This window comes from Bacillus sp. RC242 (genome assembly GCF_044908245.1).
Lineage (GTDB): Bacteria > Bacillota > Bacilli > Bacillales > Bacillaceae_G > Bacillus_A > Bacillus_A mycoides.
The window spans coordinates 62,291-80,139 of the sequence record NZ_JBIYCZ010000015.1 but is presented as its reverse complement, the minus strand read 5'-3'; the positions used below and the strand labels follow the sequence as shown (position 1 = coordinate 80,139).

At 33.0% G+C, this 17,849-nt stretch carries 10 protein-coding genes; 4 read left to right on the top strand and 6 right to left on the bottom strand.

All coding sequences use genetic code 11. The annotated features are described in order from the left end of the window. Positions 1-13: 13 nt before the first annotated feature. Together ABH957_RS23450 and ABH957_RS23445 are read right to left on the bottom strand one after the other, a co-directional pair. Complete coding sequence (locus ABH957_RS23450; RefSeq protein WP_103458250.1) at positions 14-1,423, bottom strand: glycoside hydrolase family 1 protein; 1,410 nt, start codon at positions 1,421-1,423, stop codon at positions 14-16. 205 nt (positions 1,424-1,628) lie between these two features. Then, a complete protein-coding gene (locus ABH957_RS23445; RefSeq protein WP_404457387.1) occupies positions 1,629-2,618 on the bottom strand; it encodes a phosphatidylinositol-specific phospholipase C in 990 nt (329 codons plus the stop codon). Positions 2,619-2,999: 381 nt separating this feature from the next. On the opposite strand from ABH957_RS23445, the gene ABH957_RS23440 reads away from it, so the two are divergent. From ABH957_RS23440 to ABH957_RS23430, 3 genes are all read left to right on the top strand, one after another. After that, entirely contained in the window at positions 3,000-3,797 is a 798-nt protein-coding gene (locus ABH957_RS23440) for a cell wall hydrolase (protein ID WP_404448004.1), read from the top strand. A 302-nt stretch (positions 3,798-4,099) separates the two neighbouring features. Further along, complete coding sequence (locus tag ABH957_RS23435) at positions 4,100-5,437, top strand: NAD(P)/FAD-dependent oxidoreductase (protein ID WP_404448001.1); 1,338 nt, start codon at positions 4,100-4,102, stop codon at positions 5,435-5,437. A 550-nt stretch (positions 5,438-5,987) separates the two neighbouring features. Next, positions 5,988-7,907 carry an LTA synthase family protein gene (locus ABH957_RS23430; protein WP_404512324.1) on the top strand — a complete coding sequence of 640 codons (1,920 nt, stop codon included), beginning with the start codon at positions 5,988-5,990 and terminating at the stop codon, positions 7,905-7,907. 99 nt (positions 7,908-8,006) lie between these two features. Here the strand turns inward: ABH957_RS23430 and ABH957_RS23425 are convergent, their stop codons facing one another. Next, positions 8,007-10,790: a dynamin family protein gene (locus ABH957_RS23425; RefSeq protein WP_404457391.1), complete on the bottom strand. Its 2,784-nt coding sequence runs from the start codon at positions 10,788-10,790 to the stop codon at positions 8,007-8,009. Positions 10,791-11,275: 485 nt separating this feature from the next. On the opposite strand from ABH957_RS23425, the gene ABH957_RS23420 reads away from it, so the two are divergent. Next, positions 11,276-11,461 carry a hypothetical protein gene (locus ABH957_RS23420; protein WP_000461142.1) on the top strand — a complete coding sequence of 62 codons (186 nt, stop codon included), beginning with the start codon at positions 11,276-11,278 and terminating at the stop codon, positions 11,459-11,461. A gap of 454 nt (positions 11,462-11,915) precedes the next feature. Here the strand turns inward: ABH957_RS23420 and ABH957_RS23415 are convergent, their stop codons facing one another. From ABH957_RS23415 to mutS, 3 genes are all read right to left on the bottom strand, one after another. Next, entirely contained in the window at positions 11,916-12,902 is a 987-nt protein-coding gene (locus ABH957_RS23415; RefSeq protein ID WP_372488811.1) for a choloylglycine hydrolase family protein, read from the bottom strand. A gap of 238 nt (positions 12,903-13,140) precedes the next feature. Beyond that, entirely contained in the window at positions 13,141-15,084 is a 1,944-nt protein-coding gene (mutL, locus tag ABH957_RS23410; protein WP_002167757.1) for a DNA mismatch repair endonuclease MutL, read from the bottom strand. Between the two features lie 8 nt (positions 15,085-15,092). Further along, on the bottom strand, positions 15,093-17,765 hold the full coding sequence (gene mutS, locus ABH957_RS23405; RefSeq protein ID WP_002128699.1) for a DNA mismatch repair protein MutS: 2,673 nt from the start codon (positions 17,763-17,765) through the stop codon (positions 15,093-15,095). Positions 17,766-17,849: the final 84 nt, after the last annotated feature.

Genomic DNA, 17,849 nt, shown 5'->3' with positions numbered 1-17,849 from the left:
ACTCTTTTATCTGTTATAACTCTTCTCCTCTCGTTTCGATCACATGTTTATACCAATGAAACGAAAGTTTCTTCTTACGTTTTAAGTTATCATTATGATCGACAAAAATAAAGCCATATTGCTTTTTATATCCATTTAACCAACTTAACAAATCAATAACTGACCATGCATAATAACCTTTTAAATTAATTCCCTCTTGAATTGCACGCTTCATTACTTTTAAATGCTCTTCAATAAATTTAATTCGCGGAACATCTACAATTTCTCCGTCAATGATTGGATCTTCATCACCAAGTCCATTTTCCGTTACATACATCTTTATGTCACCGTAACGCGCTTTCAACATATGCAATCCATCTAAGAAACCTTCGGGAGATATTTCCCAACCCCATTTGGTATATGTTTTATCATCCATTTTTACTGTTCGATAAAAACCATCAAAAGAAGGATTACCTGGAGCAAGTGTTGAGTTTTCTCGAGAATGCTCCTCGCTCTTTATATCCATATCATATCTTTCTACTCGTATTGGCTGATAATAATTCAAGCCGATAAAATCATTTTTTTCGGCATTTTGTTTAATGATTTCTAATTCTTCAACCGTCCAATTAGGAGTCCACCCATTTTCCTTTAATTGTTGTACAACATAAGACGGATACTCACCTTTTAAAACTGGATCGTAGTACCAATACGTTTCATATTCATTCGCATGAGTTGCTGCTAGTATATTTTCTTTTTGATCATCCACACTATAAGCAGGTAAGAAAACATGTGTAATCCCAATCTCCCCATACTGTTTCAGCTGCTTGTACACCGCAACTGTTTTCGCATGCGCATAAAATACATAATGAGTCGCTTGAAAATACTTTGGAACATCATTTTGTATTCCTGGTGGATGTGCACCTTTTAAATAGCCTAATCCACAAAACATTACTGTTTCATTGAAAGTAATCCAATGTTTCACTCTATCACCAAATGCCTTAAAGCAAATTTCTGCATACTTTACAAAAGCCTCTGCTGTTCGTTTATTCGTCCACCCACCATCTTTTTCTAACGGTAATGGTAGATCCCAATGATATAAAGTGGCAAACGGTACAATCCCGTACTTTAAACATTCATCAATTAAATTGTTATAAAATTCAATTCCTTTTTCATTTACCTCTCCATCTCCAGTCGGCAATATTCTCGCCCAAGAAATCGAAAAACGATACGATTCCAATCCCATCTCAGCCATTAAACGAACATCTTCCTTATATCGATGATAATGATCAACCGCTATATCACCATTTGTTCCATCGTATGTTTTGCCAGGAATTTTTGAAAACTCATCCCAATTCGTAACACCTTTTCCATCCTCATTCCATGCACCTTCTACTTGATAAGAAGCTGAAGCAGCTCCGAATAAAAAATCATGTGGAAACTTCATAGTATATACCTCCGTTTCATTACAACAAATCAAATTCATTACTACATATAAAATTTATAGGTACAAATTTTATATGTAGTAATTATAGCTTAAGTTTCGATTTTTTTCTATCATGAACGTACGATATGTAAAGCTATATTTGATGTTAATTTTTAGAAAACAAAAAAGAAGCGATGTATTTCATCGCTTCTTACTATGACAATCTTTACTCTTTTACAAGTGACTTATTCGCTCTTATAACTTCTTCATAAAGTATTGGGGACCATTTTTCATTTATATAATCTTGAATTACCCAGCCCACTCTCGTAGGATTCTTTTGCTTCATATAGTTTGCAATTTCAGGATTTATGTAGGACGCATAATAATATGGACTATTCCATGCTGTACCACCAGAAGACAAGCTTGTAAAATTAATATATAGATGATTACAATCTTCACTGTTGTTAATCGTTTCATTTATCGTATCTTTAATAGATTTTACTTTCTCATCATAACTCACTTTATATTTATCTTGTACTGTTACATTTACACTTTGATTTACAGTTGTCGTAAACGTCTCATTATCTGGCCAATAAAAATTATTATATCCTCCAGATTCATTACTACCACTGTATCTTTCTAGTAGCACAATTTTTCCTCGAGCATCTCCAAGTCTTATATTCCCTTCTGTTTTTAAAAAGATAGGATCAGGAAAATATTTTTTTTCAAACGTACTACTAAATGAATCTTCTGCCCCTTTCATATCCTCATACTCTTTTTTTAAAGACATAATAATCGTTTCACTTGGATTATCTTTTAAAAATTGTTTCGCTTCATTTATAAATTCATGCAATGTTACATAAAGATATAATGGCCCATGATGAAGAACTATCGTATTATCATCTGTTAAACGCCCTCTAATATCAAAAATTCTAGCTCCGTGATCCATTTGGTAACGAAAATTATATTCTTGCGTCATTCCCCATACTTGCTTTATCGGATTTTGCAACTTGAACGTTCCACTATCATGTGTTCCTGGAATTGAAATCCGTGCTAACGGTACGTTATCGGGTATAGGTTGCATCCATTTTGACCAGTTTTCAAGCCCATTACCAGCGCTAGCAGCAACTGCTTGCTTATCATTGAAAGCAAATACAAATGTGCTAAGTATAGTACTACATATGAATAATTTCAAAATAAACTTCTTATTGCTCATTTTTATCCCTCTCTTTTTCTGTTTTATATCAAACTTATTGAATATAATATAAACTACTTAATAAATAATGTTTCATAAATATGGAATATTGCATAGAAGTAAAATTTAAAAACATCCACATATTCTCATCTCAATGCATTAAAAAAATTTAATATCCCTTTTCACTAGATAAATTATAGTAAGCAACAACTCGAACTTCAATGGGCTTTCATATGCAATATTTCATATTTGGGTCCTACATGATATAAATAAAAAACTTATAATGATTATTTATTCTATACGTGCTAATATACTTATATTAAAATATAAATACATACCTTATATACTCTGAACTACATTACTCAACAGTTAAAACTTAATTTTTTATTGGGAGGATTTACAATGAAATTATTAAAAATAAAACATATAATTCCTTTATCTGCGGCAGCAATTACATTCGTATGTAATCAAGGTGTAGCTGAGGCTTCCACCATTCATACAGTAAAAAAGAATGATACACTTTGGGGTATCAGTAAACAATATGGAGTTTCAATACAATCTATTAAACAAGCAAATAATAAAGGAAAAGATCAAACTTTTATTGGTGAACAGTTACATATTCCAGGATCCATGAAATCAAATGAGGTCACTGTTCATCAAAACGACAAACCTAAGAACATCTCTGGACAAATTATTTATCAAGTACAGCCGGGAGATTCATTAGAAATTATAGCAAAGCGTTACAATGTTACCGTTCAATCTATAAAACAAATTAACAATACAGTCGGAAACAAGCTTTATACAGGACAACATTTAAAAATCAATTCAAGTATTTCAGAAAAAGAAAAAGACTTAATGGCACGCTTAGTTACTGCTGAGGCAGGTGGCGAATCATATAAAGGAAAAGTAGCGGTGGCGAAAGTTATCTTGAATCGTGTAAATGCAAATGGTTTTCCAAATACAATAACAGGTGTTATTTATGAACCTATTAAACGCGGATATGCATTTACTCCTGTTACTGATGGTAGAATTAATCAGCCTGCAAGCGCAGAAGCAAAAATGGCAGTAGAAGAGGCTATCTCTACAAATGGAATAAATTCTGATTGGCTTTATTTTTATAATCCAAAAACTTCAACAAACAAATGGATTACGACACGTCAAACAGTAGCGGTAATCGGTAACCACGTCTTCGCTAAATAAAACTATAATTCTCTTCAAATTTATGCACTTAACAACTATTTCCAATGATTAGCAGACCTCTTCACTTAAAAGGTCTGTTTTTTTATATGTAAGATTTTATTAATCATATGACATAGTGATCATTTAAATCTATTTCTTCTTTCAAATAAAAACATTTGTATTTACTCCACCACTCGGAGAAATTAAAAAAGCATCAAGTTCAAAAACTCCCTCTTTATTAATAAAAGCTATTTCTTAACTTCATAAAAGTGTTATACACTAAGAAAATAAAAAACAAACTATTCGTTAGCAGGTGAAAGAATATGTATGATGTTACAATTATCGGAGCTGGAGTAAGTAGCATCTTTATGGCTTATTCATTAGCCCAAAGTAACAAAAAGATTTTAATTCTTGATAAAGGTAAAGCGCTAAAAGATCGCCATTGTCCTTTAGACCAAGGAAAAGTGTGTAATTGTACTACATGTGATAAATATTTCGGATTTGGTGGTTTAGGAAAGTCTGAAGGGAAATTTAATTATACAAATGGATTTGGTGGCGAACTTGAGCAAAAAGTAGGTAAAAAAGCTTTTATACAACTCATGGCTGAAGTAGATGAAATTCTATGTCAGTTTGGTGGAAGTTCCGTTTCAAAATATTCTACAGAAAATCTAAATCTCACTAAGAGAGCTGAAGCTTGTGGTTTACAAATGCTAACAACAGAAGTAAGGCATCTTGGTACTACACTTTCAAGTAACATTTTTCAGCAGCTCTACGAATTTTTACTTACGAAAATAAATATCCGATTTCATATAGATGTACAACATGTCGTTAAGCAGCAAGACCATTTTAAAATATCTACAAATCAAGGAACTGTCCATTCTAAGCAATTAGTATTTGCAACTGGGCGTTCTGGAACGGATTGGTTAAAAGAAATGTGCTCTTCCCTTGAAATTGCACAGGAGCAAACCCGTATAGATTTAGGTATTAGGGTAGAGATGAAAGAACATCAATTACGTTCTATATTAAAAGATACATTTGAGACGAAACTTTCTTATCAGCATGAACATTTCACGGCTACTACTTACTGTATGAATCCAAAAGGACGCATTATTCGAAAGTATGAAGAAGGTTTAGTTATGCCTGACGGTCAAAATTTTCGAGAGCAAGGAACTGGCACTTCTAACTTAAATTTCACTTTATTTATCCCGCGCTATTTTCCAACTCTCAAAGAAGCAAATGTATACGCAAGTTCAATTATTAAAAGCATTAACCAAGGACGAAATCGGATTGTTATACAGCGTTTAGAGGACTTAATAAAGAAACAACCTACAGCGGAGAACAACATGAAACATAATCGTATACAGCCTACACTACACGGAGATTATGGAGATTTGAATGAAGAAATTCCTCCATTATATATTGAAGGACTCAAAAAATTTTTATTACGTTTAGAACAATTTATCCAAGAACCTATCGATAAAGATACTTTATTATATGGAATTGATGGAAAGTTCTACGCTCCTACAATAAAAATCAATAACCATTTTGAAACAAGTATGAATGGGCTATTTTTAATTGGAGATTGTTCAGGCGTCACTCATTCATTATCTCAAGCAGCTGCAAGTGGTCTGTATGTTGGAAAATATTTATCAGGTATTTAAACTTTTTAATTAAGATACCAGTCAAATGTTTTAAGTTTCACCAACACTTTACTTATCTAATAATAGCTTTAACGAAATTATTATCCCTCCCCCGCTGATGATTAAGCCACAAAGAATCAGGATTTTACGGGATATATTGAACACACATGAAAAACTACATTCTATATAGAATGTAGTTTTCTACTAATTAATATAACCGTTTTCTTCAAGCTTTCTTTTCTGAAAATTTAAACTGGTTAAATGTCAATAGTTTAAAAATCATCTATTCATTTTCACTTTCATTTGTTCGATATTTTGTAACATCGCCGTAGTGTTTAATATGTTAGGATGTCTATAAGTATTTTTTACTACAACTATGACTTTTTCTGCTCCGTTTCTAAAAAAATTAGATTTATGTTACTTCGCTTTAAAATTCTCCATTATATGTATATGAATACTTCAAATTATTACCTTTAGAAAAATATAATCTAAATGGTTCACCACACTCTAATAGTTATAAAAATATAATATATAACATTAGTTAAATAAATTCTATAAAGAAGGTGTAAAAATGAAAAATAAAATAAATTTACAACTGCAAAATATAAGCTTTGTTATAATAATTGCTTTAGCAGTATGGTTAAAAACATATCTTATTACGCGATTCAGTTTTGATTTAAAAATTGAGTCTTCTACACAAGAACTTATTTTGTTTATTAGCCCTCTCGCTGCATCGTTAGCATTTGTTGGATTAGCATTATTTGCAACCGGTGAAAAGAGAAATTATATAGCGCTATGTATTAATCTCTTATTAACAATCGTACTTGTTGGGAATGTAATGTTCTATGATTTTTATAATGATTTCGTTACGTTACCAGTACTTGGACAAACATCAAACTTCGGCCAATTAGGCGGCAGTATTATAGAAATATTGAACTACAAAACTATACTCGCATTCGTAGACATTATTTTCTTCTTTATTTTATTAAAAAAGAAAGCAATAGTCTTTAAAACAGAACGTGTAACTCATTCTTCACGCTTATTATATTTTCTTTTAACAATTGGTGTATTTTTTGCAAATCTACAGCTTGCAGAAAAAGAACGACCTGAATTATTAACGAGATCCTTCGACCGCGTAATGCTTGTGAAAAATTTAGGACTATACACTCATCAAGTATATGATTTAACACTACAAGTAAAGGCTGGATCCCAAAAGGCACTTGCAGATAGTAGTAAATTACAAGAAACTGAAAACTACGTAAAATCAAACCAAAGTGAACCAAATCCTAATATGTTTGGTGCAGCGAAAGGAAAAAACGTAATTGTCGTTACTCTTGAATCTTTGCAAACCTTTTTAATAGGTGCATCAGTTAACGGTCAAGAAGTTACGCCATTCTTAAATGAATTCATAAATGAAAGCTATTATTTCGATAACTTTTTCCACCAAACTGGTCAAGGAAAAACATCGGATTCTGAATTTCTAATAGATACATCGTTGTATCCATTAAATCGAGGTGCTGTATTCTTCACGCACGGTAACAACGATTATACTGCGACTCCAGAAATTTTACGTCAGCAAGGCTATTTCACTTCTGTATTCCATGCGAATAACGCAACATTCTGGAATCGTAATATTATGTACTCCGCTCTTGGTTATGATCGTTACTATAATGAACTTGATTACAAAATTACGCCCGAAACAAATTTAAATTGGGGATTAAAAGATATCGAATACTTTGATCAATCAGTAGATATATTAAAAACTGTTGATCAACCATTTTACGCTCGTTTCCTTACTTTAACAAACCATTATCCATTTACGTATGATGAAGATACAAAATTCATTGAACCATACAACTCTGGTAATGGCGTATTTGATCGTTACATCGTAACAGCACGTTACTTAGACGAATCAATTAAAAAATTTATTGAACGTTTAAAAGCCGAGGGAATGTATGATGATTCTATTATTGTGTTATACGGTGATCATTACGGCATTTCTGAAAAACATAATCGCGCAATGGCACAGTTTTTAGAAAAAGATCAAATAACAGAATTTGATACTTTAAATTTACAACGCACACCTTTATATATTCATATCCCTGGCCAAACAGAAGGTCAAACTATTTCAAAGCCTACGGGACAAATCGATATGAAACCTACCATTCTAAATTTATTAGGGATTGATACTACTAACGATATCCGTTTTGGCCATGATATGTTTTCAGATGAATATACCGGTTTTGTTGTTTTACGTGATGGTAGCTTTATTACAGACCAGTATGCATATACAAATCATACTTTTTATAATCGAGAAACAGGTGAGGTTGTAGATTTACCAAAAAAAGAAGCTCAAGAAATGATTAACCGTGCACAAAATGAATTACGAATGTCTGACAAAATTATTGAAGGCGATTTATTACGTTTCTCAGAAAGTAATAAAATTAAAACTGGAGAAGTAAAAACTAAAATTAAAGAAACTGAAAAATAATCTAAATGGCAAAGGAGCAACTTATTAAAAGTTGCTCCCTTTTTACTTTCTTATAACACATGGTGCAATTTTATATAAAAAATCTGATATATTTTACTTTTATTCTACGCTTGTTTCTAAAGTTACATCTGTATAGGAATTATCCTCACCTATATTCAAGATTACTTCACATTGACGTAATCTCAATTCAAAGAGCTTTATAGGATCATGGTAAACTTCAGGGTTTGATTTCATTTTATGCAATTTATCTTGTTTTTCTTTTATTTCTAAATGAGTGTTTTCTATAGCTTGTTCCAACGCACCAAATGGATTTCTAAAGAACATATTAATATCCCGCTCTTGTGTGTTTTCAAACAGCTCAAATTGCAAGAAAAACTTCTTCATAATAGAAGTCGTTACATCGGTATAATCTTCATTTTCTAAATACTGTTTGTATTTGTTATATAGCATAGCTTTATTTTTAGGAAGAACTCCAAATAATTTACCGGCACTTTTCAGTAAAAATTGCGCTGGTGTAAATCGGCGTAAAATATTTACTTCTTCCATTTGTATTCTAGTTGTCATTCTATCAGTATCTCTGCGCCAGTCATCAATTACTTTAAAGTCACATTCTAACTGTATTCGATTTTCTCCAAATAAAGAATTAAGTCCTTCACTGGTTTCTTTTAAGTACAATTGACTTTGAAGGAGCTCATTATTAGAGGTCGCAATCCAATTTTGCATAGAGCGAGCAAGATTAGGTAATACAGTTTGTTCTAGATATTGTTGCACTCTTCCATTCATCGCTGTGTTTAGTTCAATATCAATGTGACTAAAGTCGCTTTCTTCACTAATTAAATCGGAACAACTCTGCAATAGTTTCGGAATATGTTCTTTAAGATCATTAGTAATTTCGCTTTTCATCGTACGATATGATTCTGTAATTAAATGAATTTTTTCCTTCTCAAAAGCAGTAAGGTTATTAATACAACCATTAAGTTTAACTAACATATCTTCATTCGAATTAATAGAATCCACTAGATCTTTTTCCCTCTCGACGCGTTTATCCAAAAGATATGTAATTGTTTTTCGAATGAAAAACAATAGCTTTTCAGTACGTTCTGCATCGATATTTTTATAGTTAAAGTTAAAATGAATAAACTCAGTTAAATCGTTTAGTTGTTTACTATTTGTATATAACGAAGAATAAGGGAAAACTCTTGCATTAGGGAAATATGTGTTAATTCTCACTTGCGTATCTTGTATAACTCTTTTTGCTTCTGCTTCATTGTAAATGTTATCAATTTTATTTAATAAAAAATGAACTTGTAGATGTGGTGTATGTTCTTGGATACTTAATAGAATGTCACGTTCTTTGTCAGTAAAAGGTGAATCCGCATTCAATACGAATAATAATTCATCTACAGAATTTAAATATTCAAACACCTCATCTCTCGCATCATTGTTCCTATTAAAGCTAGGTGTAACAACGCATGTAAGTTTGTTTTTACTTAAAAATCTGCATGGTAACTTAAATTCAACACATGCTCTATCTCTATATGTTTGACGGTGTACTGCCATCATGTTATGGAAATCAGAGAAATTCTCAGTTGTTGTAATTTCCGAATCTGTTATAGCGTTAATTTCTGTATAAGTGTCATTTTTAAAAACAACTACATTTGAGATTGAATTTTCTAATATATTTTCTCCTAAAATAGAGTTAATAAACGACGCTTTTCCGTTTCCTGAAGTTCCAGTTACTAATAGGCGATTTGTTCTTAAATCTGCAAGCTCACCAACTAACCAGCTAAATCGGTGACCCATTTCTAAATTATGTTCTTGTGCCCAGTGTGTAATAGATTCAAAAAGATGTAAACTATACTCTAAGCCATTCACATGATTAATAGAATATGAAAGTAGGTTTTCCGCATCTTTTATATCCGCTGAATCTATTTTAGAAGGAAAAATCTCATCCCATGCCAATACTGCTGCAGATGGAAATACAGCATGAGAGGGATTGACTACCTTTAACCAATTTGTTAACAGATTTGGAATGATATCGTGTAGTTGTCTAAGCATATATTGACCTTGAATTAATTCAAAGTATGTTTCTTCGTAAAGAGAAGAAATTTCGTCCCATATATCGGACGAATGTATTTCGATATGTATGAAAAATTCATTTATTGTGTTGAGCCATAATAAGTAATTTTGTTCATCTTTATAGCTGTGCCAAAGTGATGAAACAATTTGCGTAAATTGTACTTGATCTACATTATTTAATGTAACTAATACTTTATAAAAATAGTCTGGTGAAATATTTTTAGTAAATCCTTTATCGATGTATTCTTTTAGGACCTCAAACCACGGATAAGATTCTGTTCGAATTAACTCGTTCACAGCAAGCTCTATTGCACTATCAAAATCTTGCTGTTCTTCATAAAAGGAACGGGCAATTGTTGTGACGTTTGGATAATCGGGATTTAAAGAAACCGCTTCTTTTATAACAGCGAAAGCTGAATCAAAATTATTTTGCTCGATGTAAAGAGACAGTAATTGCAGTACAATTTCGGTCATAAGTATTTTGTTATCAGTAGTAATGGAAGTATACACATTTTCAGCAACTGATAATCTATTAAGTTCGAAGTAAGCATCCGCAATATTTTTTTGTGCCCATGGCGCTAATTCATTACTAACTTTCTCCCATTTAAAAATAGCTGCTTCAAAATCTTGATGGTGATAATAAAATTCACCTTGTGCAAAACGAATATAAGATCCATCAGAAATCTCATTTTTTTCTTCGTTTACATAAGCTTCTCCAAGTACTTGAAGAGGTGGGTGTGTTTCATTCTCCATTAGGAATGTTTCATAATACATCTTTTTTATTAATTGTTTTTCTAATCTCATCTTTTCCCCCACTATATCTCAAAATACATTTTTTGAGATATGTCAATACTTTTTTGTATGTATGCTTTTTATCTTAACAAAGAATTCCTTTTGAAAAATTTCATTTTCCTTTCATTTTTCAAGTAAGATTGAATTTTTATGAGAAAAATTTCAGTTTTTTTTCAATTCCCTTTCAGTTGTGAAACAACATTAAATGTTCCTAATAACCTAATAACACTATAATATTCCACATTATATTATCAGGAAAACTATATATATATTACATTATAAAAACAATCTATAACGAATATATATGCAAGATTCCCTTCGCTAATAAATAAAAGAAATCATTATAATATATTTCTCACATTGTTTTCCTTTGAAATATTTCAGTAGTTACGTAATTAAATTCCATTAACCTATATAAATAACTAGTCCAAAAAAAATCTATATGCATATCATGTTATAGTAAAGAATTCAGGAAATCCTAAAAAGGAGGCATTTTCATGTTTGAAGATAAATCTAAAATAAATTACCCATACGAATTTACTGAAACTACAACAGTCCCTCTAAAAAACCCCATCAATAAAACTTTCAAAAACGGCTCTGGTACACATAACTTCCCAATTAAAAAGCATTATAAAGAGCAGGTTTTATATACTGAAAAAATTAATAATAATAAAAATAAATAATCGCATAAATCCTTGTAACAATGTGCCAAATAAGAATCTATATTAGACCTTGCATAGTTATGTTTTTATTAATGTATAAATCTTTCTTATACAACTCATGTACTTTTAAAAAGTGCTGATATACAGCGCTTTTTTTATACATAGATAATGGAAGAACTTGAATTATAAATATAAGGTATGGATTTTTTCCATACCTTTTTTGTTCGTTGCTATTTATAAATGGAGTACGCTCATGTTTACTTTGCATAATAGCACTTTAATGCCCCTTCTAGAAGTCGTTGTATTGAATTTATATAATACCTTGAATATTTTGCGTCTATTTTTTCTTAAGGGATATTTATTCGGGTTACTTATTAGATTATCAATTATATCCCTTCCGATTCCTACTTTTTATAGGTCATTATTGCTCTATTATATATATTTAAAAATTTACTAAGCGTTGTTTCAAAGCTACTTAGTTTTCATAAAATATTTTTTGTTTTCGTTGGAACGAATAGGCTTTAATCTCATCTGTATCTAAATTTTCATGAAATAAATGAATGGCTATAATCTGTCTACAATCGTAGGTATGGTAATAATATGTTCCGGACTCCATACACATTACGCTTGTATATATGGTATTATCTAATGTACCCTCTTCTGTTATTACTCCACCTTTAGGAACCTCGCAATTTGATAAGATATGAAAAAGGGCCGATACTCCCTCTTCTTCGCTATCTATATCTTGAATATTTTGTTTGCCATATGCTGCCCGCACAAACCTTGATGGCGGGGTGAAATCCCCAGGAAGTCCCATTGAGCCTGAGCCTTGCCCAAAAGCACTTAATGGTAAATCACTCCACTCTGTTGGCGCGAATGGCTGCGCTTTAAGGCCAATATATTGTCTTAAATTTTGTAAATGCCAATTAAACTCCGGACTATTCGTCATCACTCCTAGTGGGTTGTCATACATTTTTAATCCTTCATTTGTCGGCTCCAGTACAATACAATCTCCCCATTTATCCGCTAAAATCCAATGTAGTGGTGGCGTAAGTCCTAAATCCGGTAATGGTATATCCAAAAAGGTAATGCTATCTACAGACTTCTTTAACTCTTTGACAGAATTGAATTGTGTGAGACTCCAAGTCACAAAATCAAATGGAGCCAAATTCGTTTTGTTGTCATCTATGCTTTGACTATAAGTAGCGAATCCTGGAAAATAGAGTGTTGCACATGTCATACCTGCTTCATTTACTCCGTCCGCCATAATAATCCTTCCTTGATGATTAATTCCCATTCCGACCGTAGCATGTTTCGTATTGATGATTTCACCAGTTATATTATTCCACTGGTAATGCCGAGGAATGATTATTACTTCTTGATTCAAATCTAATGTGAAGTCCATCGTTCTTGCAAAAAGATGCTGACCGTTTTTTGTCTGTAATGTCAAACTAGTACACATAAAGAACACCCCATTTTATGGTTTTATATACACTTTACATAATTCTGATAAATCTGTAAATTAAAAACCCCTTTCCTTACAAAAAAAATGAGAAAGCACATATACATTACAAGTAGGTTATTTCTAGTTTATAAATGAATGTTAAAAAAGGAGCGACTTGTTACTATCGCTCCTTTTTATTTCTCTCTATATTTTATTAAAATAACCAGGAACCATTTTTTCTCTATGGACAGTATACCTACATAACCCTCTTAAACATCTTCTCCAACTCATAAGTAGAATGATGCACCAGAATCGGTCTTCCATGCGGACATGTATATGGGTTTGTTGTTGTACGAAGTTCTTCAAGTAAAGCGAATATTTGATCGTTCGTTAAATATTGATTTGCTTTAATCGATGCTTTACAGCTCATCATAATAGCTGCTTCTTCACGTAATTTTTTAATATCAACTTTTTTTAGTTTGACGACTTGCTCCATCATCTCATCAATGATTTCTGTTTCTTGTCCTTTCGGGAACCACGTTGGATGCGAACGAACGATAAAGGATTGATGGCCAAACTGCTCTAAAAATAGTCCGACTTTTTTTAGTTCTTCTAACTGCTCTTCGACACGTAAAAATTCGGTAAGAGATAAATCTATGCGGTACGGTACAAGTAATTCTTGTACTTCTTGCGTAACTCGTCCCACTTTATCACGGAAATATTCATAATTGATGCGCTCCTGCGCAGCATGCTGATCAATCATATATAGCCCGTTATCATTTTGAGCGAAAATATATGTTCCGTGCATCTGTCCAATTGGATAAAGTGGTGGTAAATCGTTACCGTTCATTTCAATCTCTTTTATTTCGTGAACTTCTTCTTCCAATTCCTCTAATTCAAAATCGTCATCGTTGCTAGTCCATTCCTTTTCCTCTCGAACCGTTTGTTCTATTACCGGCTTAGAGGATGGCTGCCAGCTTTGCTCTTCTCTTACTAGTGACTGTGGTGGTTGCCATTCTTGCTTCGGCGGTTGCCACAGTTGTGCTGGTTGTTTTACAGTCGTTGTTTCTTCTTGTTTCTCATCCATTCCTGTTGGTAAAACGATGTTAGGCATAGATGATTCTCTCGGTTTTGTATGCTCAAACTTGAACTGTTCTTGCACACTTTCATCTTTTTCTTTTTTCCTCGTTGTTACACCAGCATCTGGAATGAGTTGTATTTTTTTGAATGCAGCTTGCAATGTTTCTTCGATAAGCTTTAGCAATTCTTGTTCTTTACTAAAGCGTACTTCTAATTTTGCTGGATGTACGTTGACATCAACAAGCATTGGATCCATTTCAATTGATAAGAAACCGATTGGGTATCGTCCGATTGGCAATAACGTATGATATCCTTGCTGAATGGCTTTCATTAATACGAAATTTCGAACGTAACGGCCATTTACAATCGTTGACATATAGTTACGCGACGCTCTCGTTACTTCTGGTAATGTTACATATCCTTTAATTGTAAAGTCTAGAGATTCAGCTTCAATCGGAATAAGCTTCTTCGCAACTTGAATGCTGTAAATCGATGCAAGTACTTGTCTTACATCACCATTCCCTGATGTATGAAGCAATTTCTTTTCATTATGAAACAGTTTTAACGATACTTCTGGATGAGACATTGCAATACGATACACGATATCTGTAATGTTCCCAAGCTCTGTATGAATAGTTTTCATATATTTAAGACGCGCTGGTGTATTAAAAAATAAGTTTTGTACAGTAATATCTGTTCCTTTTCGGCTTGCCGTTTTCTCTTGTTTTATAATGTCTCCACCTTTAATACTAAGGTGTGTACCAGGCGCATCACCTGTGCTCGTAATTAATTCTAATTCACTCACTGAGGCAATACTCGGCAGGGCCTCTCCGCGGAAACCGAGCGTTCTTATACGAAATAAATCATTTTCATCTTTAATTTTACTCGTTGCGTGTCGTTCAAATGCAACGATACAATCTTCTTCAGCAATACCATCTCCATTATCGATGATGCGAATCTTCGATAATCCAGCTTCTTCTAAGTGGATTTCAATAGATGTACTATTCGCATCGATGGAATTTTCCACGAGTTCTTTTACAACTGAGGCCGGGCGCTCTACTACTTCCCCTGCCGCAATTAAGTTAGAGAGTTGATCATCGAGTTTGCGAATTTTCCCCATCTACTTACTCATCCTTTCTTTAACTTTTTCTGTAAACGATACAGTTCATTCATCGCTTCTAAAGGCGTCATATCGAGTAAATCAATCTTTTTAATTTGTGCAAGTACTGCCGTTTCTTTTGGATTTAGCACAGGCTTGTCTTGATTTTTCGAAGACTGTTCTCCTCCAAAGAAAGATAGTTGTGAATCTTCTTCAGTCTCTTCTTTCTTTTCTTGTATTTCTGCTGGTTCTTCTTTTACAACAACTGGTTCTGGAGCGACTTCTGGCACTTTCACTTCTACTCGTTTCGGAATAACAATTTCTTCCTGTCCTTCTAGTTGTGCTAACACTTCTTTCGCGCGAGCGATTAAGCTCTCTGGAAGCTCGGCAAGTTGAGCAACGTGAATTCCGTAACTTTTATCAGCCGCTCCATCTTGAATTTTATGAAGGAAAACTACTTTTCCATTCTCTTCAATTGCTGAAACATGTACATTCTTTAGTTGGTCTAAACTTTCTTCTAACACTGTTAATTCATGATAATGTGTAGAGAATAATGTTTTCGCACCAATTTGGTCATGAATATGTTCAATGATTGCTTGCGCAAGTGCCATACCATCATACGTGGATGTACCGCGTCCAATTTCATCGAATAAAATTAAACTTCTCTCTGATGCATTTGCAATTGCATTTTTCGCTTCTAACATTTCAACCATAAATGTACTTTGACCTGAGATTAAATCATCCGCTGCACCAATTCTCGTAAAGATTTGATCGAAGACAGGTAATACTGCTTCTGTCGCTGGTACAAAACAACCAATTTGTGACATAACAGTAACAAGTGCTAATTGTCTCATATACGTACTTTTACCAGACATGTTCGGTCCTGTAATTAAAAAGACATCCATCTTCTCCGGCATAATACAATCATTCGGTACATACAATTTCCCGTTCAATACTTTTTCAACGACAGGATGACGACCATCTTTAATAAAGATTTCGCGCTTATTTGTTAAAACAGGTTTTACAAACTGCTCTTCTTCACTAACTGTCGCAAAGCTTTGCAGTACGTCTAGTTCACTAATTACTTTCGCTAAATGCTGTAATTTCGGAATGAATACTTTTACTTCTTCGCGAAGTGCTGTAAATAAATCGTATTCTAATTGTACAATTTTCTCTTCTGCTTCTAAGATTAATGTTTCTTTTTCTTTTAGCTCATCTGTTATGAAACGCTCTGCATTTGCAAGTGTTTGTTTACGCTCATAGCGCCCTTCTGGAAGTGCTGCAAGATTAGCCTTCGTCACTTCAATATAGTAGCCGAAAATACGGTTGTACCCAATTTTTAATGATTTAACCCCTGTAATATCACGCTCTCGTTTTTCAAGCTCAGCAATCCACGTTTTTCCGTTTTTACTAACGTAACGATATTGATCAAGCTTATCATTATAGCCATCTTTAATAATATCTCCATCTTTAATAGAAAGCGGTGGGTTTTCTTGAATACTTCTTCCTAGTAATTCAGTTAAGCTCTCACATGGATCTGCACCTTGAATTAACCTTGCTGCATAAGCATTATCTAAAAGACTAATCGCTTCTAAAATAGCTGGTACTTGCAGTAAAGAACGTCTTAATTGTAATAAGTCCCGTGCATTTACATTACCAAATGCAACTTTCCCTGCTAAACGCTCTAAATCATATACTTCTTTTAACTTTTCTTTTAAATCTTCACGTAAGAAGTAATCATTTACAAACGTTTCAACCATTTCTAAACGCTCTTCAACTTTTTCTTTCTGGATAAGCGGACGTTCCATCCACTGTTTTAACATACGCCCACCCATAGCCGTTTTTGTTTTGTCTAATAGCCATAATAATGAGCCTGTCTTTTCCTTCGTGCGAAGAGTCTCTGTTAACTCTAAATTACGTTTTGAATGCACATCAATTTTCATAAATTGATTCGTGTAATAAATTTCTACTGGTTGCAAGTGATCTAATGAACGTTTTTGTGTTCTTATCACATAGTTAAATAAGCGTCCAATTGCTTTAATTAATTTTGCTTGGGAAACACTTTTCACAAGATGTTCTAATCCTTCTGGAATAGTTGTTGCATCTTCATACGAAATCGTCATTTTTAATGTTTCAGTTAACTTATTTAATTCATCTTTTGAAAATGTAGAATCTACAACAATTTCTTTTGAACCAGTCGCATACACTTCTAATAAAATATCTTCTACTGAACCAGTTAATAACGTCACTGTATTTTGTCCAGTCGTTAAGTCATTACAAGCTAGCGCATAAGATCCATCTTCGAAATGTGTTAATGCTGCTAAGAAGTTATTCTCCTTCTCGTCTATTGTACGCCCTTCCATCATCGTTCCTGGCGTAATTAGTTGTACTACTTCACGACGTACTACACCTTTAGCTGTTTTTGGGTCTTCCACTTGCTCACAAACAGCTACTTTATATCCTTTTTCAACAAGTTGTTCAATATAATTTTTAGCTGCATGATGTGGTACACCACACATCGGTATACGTTCACTACTACCACCATCTCGGCTCGTTAATGTAATTTCAAGTTCATGAGCTGCTTTAACCGCATCTTCAAAGAACATTTCATAAAAATCACCTAATCGGAAAAATAAAAAGGCATCTTGATAGTCTGCCTTAACCTTTAAGTATTGCTGTATCATAGGCGTATATTGCGTCATGTCTTTCCTCCATAATTCTTACATAATAATCTATATTCATATATGTCACACTTCACGGACATCCATATCTCCTATTCCAGGAGT

Bases quoted from the DNA above. Each gene is read 5' to 3' on its own strand.
- ABH957_RS23430 (WP_404512324.1), top strand. From the start codon at position 5,988: ATGAAAAATAAAATAAATTTACAACTGCAAAATATAAGCTTTGTTATA.
- ABH957_RS23425 (WP_404457391.1), bottom strand. From the start codon at position 10,790: ATGAGATTAGAAAAACAATTAATAAAAAAGATGTATTATGAAACATTC.
- ABH957_RS23440 (WP_404448004.1), top strand. From the start codon at position 3,000: ATGAAATTATTAAAAATAAAACATATAATTCCTTTATCTGCGGCAGCA.
- mutS (WP_002128699.1), bottom strand. From the start codon at position 17,765: ATGACGCAATATACGCCTATGATACAGCAATACTTAAAGGTTAAGGCA.
- ABH957_RS23450 (WP_103458250.1), bottom strand. From the start codon at position 1,423: ATGAAGTTTCCACATGATTTTTTATTCGGAGCTGCTTCAGCTTCTTAT.
- ABH957_RS23420 (WP_000461142.1), top strand. From the start codon at position 11,276: ATGTTTGAAGATAAATCTAAAATAAATTACCCATACGAATTTACTGAA.
- ABH957_RS23435 (WP_404448001.1), top strand. From the start codon at position 4,100: ATGTATGATGTTACAATTATCGGAGCTGGAGTAAGTAGCATCTTTATG.
- ABH957_RS23415 (WP_372488811.1), bottom strand. From the start codon at position 12,902: ATGTGTACTAGTTTGACATTACAGACAAAAAACGGTCAGCATCTTTTT.
- ABH957_RS23445 (WP_404457387.1), bottom strand. From the start codon at position 2,618: ATGAGCAATAAGAAGTTTATTTTGAAATTATTCATATGTAGTACTATA.
- mutL (WP_002167757.1), bottom strand. From the start codon at position 15,084: ATGGGGAAAATTCGCAAACTCGATGATCAACTCTCTAACTTAATTGCG.